This window comes from Microcoleus sp. A003_D6 (assembly GCF_036702825.1).
Lineage (GTDB): Bacteria > Cyanobacteriota > Cyanobacteriia > Cyanobacteriales > Microcoleaceae > Microcoleus.
Genome location: NZ_JAUBWA010000101.1, coordinates 21665 through 28013, shown reverse-complemented (window position 1 = coordinate 28013; position 6349 = coordinate 21665). Strand labels below are relative to the sequence as shown.

Annotated in this window: 5 protein-coding genes and 1 pseudogene; 2 read left to right on the top strand and 4 right to left on the bottom strand. The window is 43.9% G+C overall.

The genetic code is table 11. The features are described from left to right. Both QUB70_RS32755 and QUB70_RS23890 read left to right on the top strand, forming a co-directional pair. Window positions 1-1094, top strand: a pseudogene (locus QUB70_RS32755) (IS1634 family transposase); the annotation flags it as partial. A 503-nt stretch (window positions 1095-1597) separates the two neighbouring features. Then, complete coding sequence (locus tag QUB70_RS23890; protein ID WP_332983855.1) at window positions 1598-1978, top strand: response regulator; 381 nt, start codon at window positions 1598-1600, stop codon at window positions 1976-1978. A gap of 491 nt (window positions 1979-2469) precedes the next feature. On the opposite strand, the gene QUB70_RS23885 is transcribed toward QUB70_RS23890, so the two are convergent. The 4 genes from QUB70_RS23885 to QUB70_RS23870 form a co-directional block, all read right to left on the bottom strand. Then, window positions 2470-3681, bottom strand: a complete 1212-nt coding sequence (locus QUB70_RS23885) for a pentapeptide repeat-containing protein (protein WP_332983853.1) — start codon at window positions 3679-3681, stop codon at window positions 2470-2472. 131 nt (window positions 3682-3812) lie between these two features. Then, complete coding sequence (locus QUB70_RS23880; RefSeq protein WP_332983852.1) at window positions 3813-4448, bottom strand: Uma2 family endonuclease; 636 nt, start codon at window positions 4446-4448, stop codon at window positions 3813-3815. An 81-nt stretch (window positions 4449-4529) separates the two neighbouring features. Beyond that, entirely contained in the window at window positions 4530-5105 is a 576-nt protein-coding gene (locus QUB70_RS23875; protein ID WP_332983851.1) for a Uma2 family endonuclease, read from the bottom strand. A gap of 39 nt (window positions 5106-5144) precedes the next feature. After that, on the bottom strand, window positions 5145-6311 hold the full coding sequence (locus tag QUB70_RS23870; protein ID WP_332983850.1) for a pentapeptide repeat-containing protein: 1167 nt from the start codon (window positions 6309-6311) through the stop codon (window positions 5145-5147). Between the last annotated feature and the right edge of the window lie 38 nt (window positions 6312-6349).

The following is a 6349-nucleotide window of genomic DNA, read 5'->3' as shown; positions in this document are numbered from 1 at the left end:
GGAGATGGAGACATACCATTATATCTCAAAATAGATGACGGAAACGCCGACGATAAAAGTGTATTTGTTTCAAGACTGAAAGAATTTAAAAACCAGTGGACATTTGACGGGATATGTGTAGCAGACAGTGCCTTATACACAGCAGAAAACTTATCAGCAATGGCAGAAATGAAATGGATGCACCAGAGTGCCATTAAGTATAAAAGAGGCCCAAAATAAAATCGGCGCTGTGGAAGATAGCGCCTGGGAAAAAACTCAAATAAAAGGCTATAAAATAGCCGCCATAGCAAGTGAGTATGCCAACATTAAGCAACGGTAGTTAGTCATAGAAAGTGAAATCAGAAAACAAGCAGACATTAAAAAAATAGGCGAGCAAGTAGAGAAACAATTAGAATCAGCCAAAACCTCACTGCGTAAGCTATCCAGGCAAGAGTTTGCTTGTATTGCCGATGCAGAAATCGCGATAAAAAGGTTATCAGACTCTTGGAAATATCACCAAATAAAAGAGATTGAGTGCCGAGAAAAACCAGCCAAAAAACTGACAAGCAAGCCAAAAACATCGAGCCAGACAAAGATAACAGTTTATCAAGTTACAGGTGAAATAGAAACCCGACTCTCAGTAATAGAAGCCGAAAAAATCAAAGCCGGGAGATTAATCGAGAGCCACGAACATCTTGGACACTAAAATAGTGAGTAATGAACAGGTATTATCAGAATACAAAGCGCAACAAAGTAACGAGAGAGGATTTAGATTTATCAAAGATCCGCTATTTTTTACTCAGAGCGTATTCGTGAAAAATCCGAAGCGAGTCGAAGCAATTGGCATGATAATGGGACTGTGCTTGTTAGTATATAACCTAGCGCAAAGAAAATTGAGACAACAACTAAAAGCTACCAACCAGGGGGTGAAAAATCAGGTGAAGAAATTAACCAATAAGCCGACAATACGGTGGATATTTCAGATGTTTCAGGCGGTGCATTTCGTGACGATAAATGGAGCGAAGCAAGTCAGCAATTTAACTCAAGAGCGTCAAGAGATATTGAGGCATTTAGGAAAGTGTTGCTGTCACTACTATTTAATATTTACAGGCTGACGATCGTTGATATCAAGGTGTAGATATTTGTGAATAATTCTAATTTATTGGTCAAGATAAAATTATCTTGATGGGAGTTATTTTGACTAAAAAGCATGAATTTATCAATAAAATACTGCTATAAATATATTAGAAAAGCTTAAATATTTCAATTTACTTACTTTCGGTAAATTTGCTAGGCTATTGTGACGATAAAACCGCCTACTTTAAACGAAAAAAATTTTGGACTCCCACTTTTCACAACTGATAAGAAAATCCGAGCCACATCTGCGGAATGTGGGTTGTAAGTTATTTAATTCGCGATCCTAACAGTTCTTGGCATTAGGAGGAGTTCAGCCATCTCAAGTTGGGATTCAAGTCTCAACTGCAAATTTCAGCGATTGCTTAAAGATGTGTATTTGAGACCCCATTGGCAACCGAAAAATTCATTTCTAATCAACCCAAATAAAATCAATGCTTTGCAAGTAGCTAATTACGATCGCAGTCTCCTGCCCGAAAACAACATGATAGGGAAACAAATTCTCATCGTTGATGACCAAGAACACCTCCGCGAACTGGTACAGTTCTGCCTGGAAGACCTCGCGGGATGGAACACCCTGGTGGCCGAATCAGGACAAGAATGTTTACAAATCCTACAAACAGAACGACCTAACGCTATTTTGCTGGATATATCAATGCCGGGAATGGATGGGCTTGCTGTGTGCGCTCGCCTCAAATCCGATCCCATCACTCGATCGATTCCAGTGATTCTGCTGACAGCAAGAGTTATGCCAAGCGATATGGCCAATTTTGCCGAAATTGGTGTTGCTGGGGTAATTCGCAAACCATTTGAAGCCACCACCCTGCCGGGAAAAGTGGCAGAGATTTTGGGATGGAATGATTGACACTCCCCGGTATGGATTCTTAAGACTTTACAATCTTAATATCCCGATTGGTAGGCTTCCAAAACTCACCTTGGGGGCGTGACAATCCCGCCAAAAATCCAGACAGGGCTACTATTTGACAGGCTGTTTAAAAAATAAATGAAGCGTTTGCAAGTTACTGGTTTTGCCGTCAGTGTTGGCAAGAAATGCCTGTTTACAGTCTTAACTGCTACGGTTCATCGCCCTCTCTAAATGTAGTTAGAGAGTTAAGCATTAAGAAGCAACTTTCTTGAGAGGCGGTAGTTTAAAGGTTAAATTCCATCGCACAGGCGTGACGCCCGTGCCCCAATGGAGGCGGATGAATAGACCTCTTGCAAAAATAACTAGGACGGGCTCTCCGGCCCATCCCACAAAATTTTTTTTCTTGTGGAACGGGCCGGAGAGCCCGTTCCAGAATTTGATTAAAAGGATTTTTGCAAGAGGTCTATTAAAAGGGATCTCGCACTTACGGGCTAAACCTCTTCAAAAATTGCGCCTCGCTGCTGTAGATTCACCTGCATCTCCTCATCCATTCCTGAATTGTTCCCGAATCTGGCTGACTCGACATTCGCACCGCTGAAATTAGTATTTGTTAAGTTCACTTCCAGCAGATTTGCGCCGCTCAAATTGGCACCGCTGAGGTTAGCTAAAGCTAGACTTGCTTTGTGCAAATCTGCACCGCTTAAATTAGCATTTCCTAAGAAAGCGCCACTCAAATCTGCACCGCCGAATTTGGCATTTTGCAGGTTGGCGTCGCTGAAATCGGCATCGTTTAAGGTTGCACCCCGGAAATTTGCCCGATCGAGATTTGCGCTGCTAAAATCCACTGCACTTAAAGTCGTCCCGCGCAAGCTGCTACCCGCGAAATCTTCTGCTGGATTGAGATTGGCGATTTTGGCCAACTCCACAAAGTTGTCTGTTTCAGCGGAGATAACGCGATCGACCATTTCCTGCAATTGGGCTTCAGCTTCCGGGACAATTTCCACCTCGCGCTGTTCAACCGGAGGCAAATAGTAGGACAATAGCGCCCAACTGAGAGCAGGTTTGAGTTTATTTGCTTGCAAGTATACAGTCAGGATTCTTTCTAAAACAGAATGTTGATTGGGCGTGATATCGTGCGGCCACAAACCCTCCGCATCTGTTAGATAAATATCTTCTTTCGCAACTTCAAAAGTCGCTGCTATCCGCAATGGTTGGGCGGCAAACTCTCCCAGTTTAGCACTTTTTAGCAAACCCTTTAATACTGCGTTGCCCGGTTCTAATGCAAAAATCCAAGCAGGTCTTGTATCGTCGCCTGCTGTGGAAACGTGACAAAACGTGCAGTCAGTTTCCTGATTTTTTTCTGCATTCTCGCTGTCTTGAATTCCCCGCTGACTTTCGGTAAATAAAACTTCTGCACTGCTTTGAATAAACTGCGTTTCTTCGATTGGCGAAAGCTTGAAATCACCTACCAACTGACGCGCTGCTACGGGAAGTTCGCAGTTTTCCAGCTTTAGCTTGAGCGTCCCGCCTTGCAGTCCAAATTTGATTCTACCGCCGAGCATGGGTTCCCAATGTTCGTTAAAATTGAGGCTCAAGTGAATGTCTAGCTGCTGGGTTTTGGCTGCAACGGATGGCACTGGAATTGCTTCTAACTGCATCCACAAGCAATCTGGGTATTTATTGTGAGACTCTAGCGATCGCATATCGGGTAGAATTGCTGGCTTTGCCAGACTGTAATTTATATTTAAATTAGTTTATCATCTCTATTTTATCACAACACAGCTTTTTTTTGCTGGTTTAAATTGTAAATTTTGTTGAATTATATCCGCCCTCATTAGTTTTGCTGAATTTGGCTTTTTACCCAAGTCCGAAATGCTTTCACTAATTCCAAATAGTCCATTGTTTCTGCTTGTTCCAAAAATCTGACAATCTCTAATATCGCTAAGCTGGGAAATGCTAAACTGATCTGACTCTCAACGTATTCTCCATTTTCTAATCTGTTGATTCTGAGTCGCAGTCCATTATAAATCCAAACTTCCGGCACTCCCAGATCCGCATAAATCTGCAAACTATTTTCGGAACGGCTGGTAATATCAATTTCTACCACTAAATCCGGCGGCGGATCTTGATTCATGTCGATTCTTTTTTTGCCTTTAACTGCACTAACATTTTGGATGTAAAAACATTCATCAGGTTCTACACCGCTAAGTTCAGGGCGCTTGAAAGTTGTGGAACCCCGGGGGGCAATGTTGAGTTCCAATTCTTCTGCTAGGGTTTCAACAAATCGACCCATTACTTTTTTGTAAAGTTCGTGTTCTGGGGATGGTACCATAATTTTCAAATTGCCGCGATTATATGTCAGTCGAATTTGCCGATCGCCGATTTCGGCAAGCAAATTTTCGTAGGTTTGCCAACTGATACCCGATAGCTGGACAATTTGTTCCGGTGGAGCGAGAGTTTTAGCTGTCATAGTGCTACTTTGGTGAAGAGTTCGCAGGCGCAAGCTAAGGAAGCAGCCATCGCACTTTTGCATTATATCATCGAAAAAAGCCTAGGCTGGAAATACCGAAGACAAATCTAGAGACAACTCTGGAAAACCCGGAATTACCACCGTCTGATTTGGCAAAACAACTCGTTGCGATTGATAACTATAACTCCCGTCTTGTTTTTGATAAGGTTCGCTGTGCATTTCCAGTTGATTGTCAACCAAATTAAATATCCAATAATTAGAAATCCCAGTCTCAGCATAGAGAGACAACTTCGTTTTGCGATCGTACTTCAAAGTAGAATCGGAAACCTCAATTACCAACAAAATATCAGCAGGCTGCGGGTGAGAAGACAAATAATTGTCATCACGATTGCGGGCAATCACAACATCAGGCTCTGGTTCGCTATCATCAGACAAAATAATTGGCTCTTGACCGCGCACCATCGCTCTTTTTCCCAGCAGCGGGTACAACTCTCCTAACAGCAGCGAATTACAAACAGAGTGAAACGTACCTTTAGCAGCCATAATGATAATTTCTCCGCGAATCAATTCAACTCGGTCATCGGGGGCGAAAAATCCCAGTTCTCCCAAACGGTGATATTCCGCGATCGAGAATCGTTTTGCAGTTACGGCAGTCATAGCTTTTATTACCCTCTACAATTACCAACATTCCCCATTCTACTCAAAAATCCCGCCCCGCGCCCTCAACTCAGTTTTCACCGCTTCCGAAATCCCCAAACAACCAGCAAACCTCGCATTTTCCACGACGGCATTTTTCAAATCAGCGCGACTAAAATCAGCACCGTTTAAAATCGCACCGCTCAAATCAACACCGCTCAAATCAGCATTTTTTAAACTAGCGTCAGTCAAATTTGCATCTACTAAAATCGCATTCGGTAAATAAGCACTGCTCAAATTTGCGCCGGTTAAATTTGCACGGCTCAAATTGGCGCGGGGCAGCTTTGTTCGCAAATCTGCACCGCTTAAATTGGCGCTGCTGAGTTCAGCATCCCGCAAATTAGCATTGCACAAATTAGCATCAATTAAAATAGCAGCGCTCAGCAAAGCACCGCTGAGATCCGCCAAGGTCAAATCTGCACCCTGGAGGTTGGTTTCGCGCAAATCCGCACCGTTAAAATCAGCGTAGTGGAAGTCAAAACCGCTTAAATCAGCCCCTGCAAAATCCTCGACGGGATTCAAACCAACTATTTCTGCAAGTTGTACAAAACTCTTATTTTTATCGGTTAAAAACAGTTCCCGCACGATCGCCAATTGCTGCTGTCGGTACTCGTCGGCCTTCTCGTAATCTGCTAAATACTTGTAAGCGAGCTTCAAACTCTTGAGAGCACTGCGCTCAACGCGATCGTCCTTGTTGGCGCGCGCGATCGACAACTGCTGCTGATAACATTCGATCGCACCGGGTAAATTGCCGAAAGCATCGCAAGCTAGCGCCAAATTGCCCAAAGCTTCGAGCTCAGAGCGCCCGTCGCCCGTCTCCCGCGCGATCGCCAAACGCTGCTGCTGGTAATCAATAGCACCAGAAAAATCAGAGAGAGCACAGCAAGCATTGCCCAAATTTCCCAAAGCATTCGCCTCTCCCCGGCGATCGCCAATTTCCCGCGCTAACGCCAAATGCTGCCGGTAGCAGTCGATCGCCCGATCGTAATTCAACAGCGCTTCGTAAGCTACGCCCATATTACCCAGCGCCGCACCCGATCGCCGCTTATCGTCCATTGAGCGATACAGCGCCAGCGCTTTCTGCCAACAATCCAGCGCCGCCTCAAATTGGCGCGCCTGATATTGCGAAATCCCCTGCTTAATTAGGTCGCTAGCTTGTTCGCTCATACTGTCAAAATTAGTTAATCACTCCAATTGATATTAAT

What these genes read in the sequence shown, in the direction of transcription:
- QUB70_RS23890 (WP_332983855.1), top strand. Translation starts at nt 1,598, where the DNA reads ATGATAGGGAAACAAATTCTCATCGTTGATGACCAAGAACACCTCCGC.
- QUB70_RS23885 (WP_332983853.1), bottom strand. Translation starts at nt 3,681, where the DNA reads ATGCGATCGCTAGAGTCTCACAATAAATACCCAGATTGCTTGTGGATG.
- QUB70_RS23880 (WP_332983852.1), bottom strand. Translation starts at nt 4,448, where the DNA reads ATGACAGCTAAAACTCTCGCTCCACCGGAACAAATTGTCCAGCTATCG.
- QUB70_RS23875 (WP_332983851.1), bottom strand. Translation starts at nt 5,105, where the DNA reads ATGACTGCCGTAACTGCAAAACGATTCTCGATCGCGGAATATCACCGT.
- QUB70_RS23870 (WP_332983850.1), bottom strand. Translation starts at nt 6,311, where the DNA reads ATGAGCGAACAAGCTAGCGACCTAATTAAGCAGGGGATTTCGCAATAT.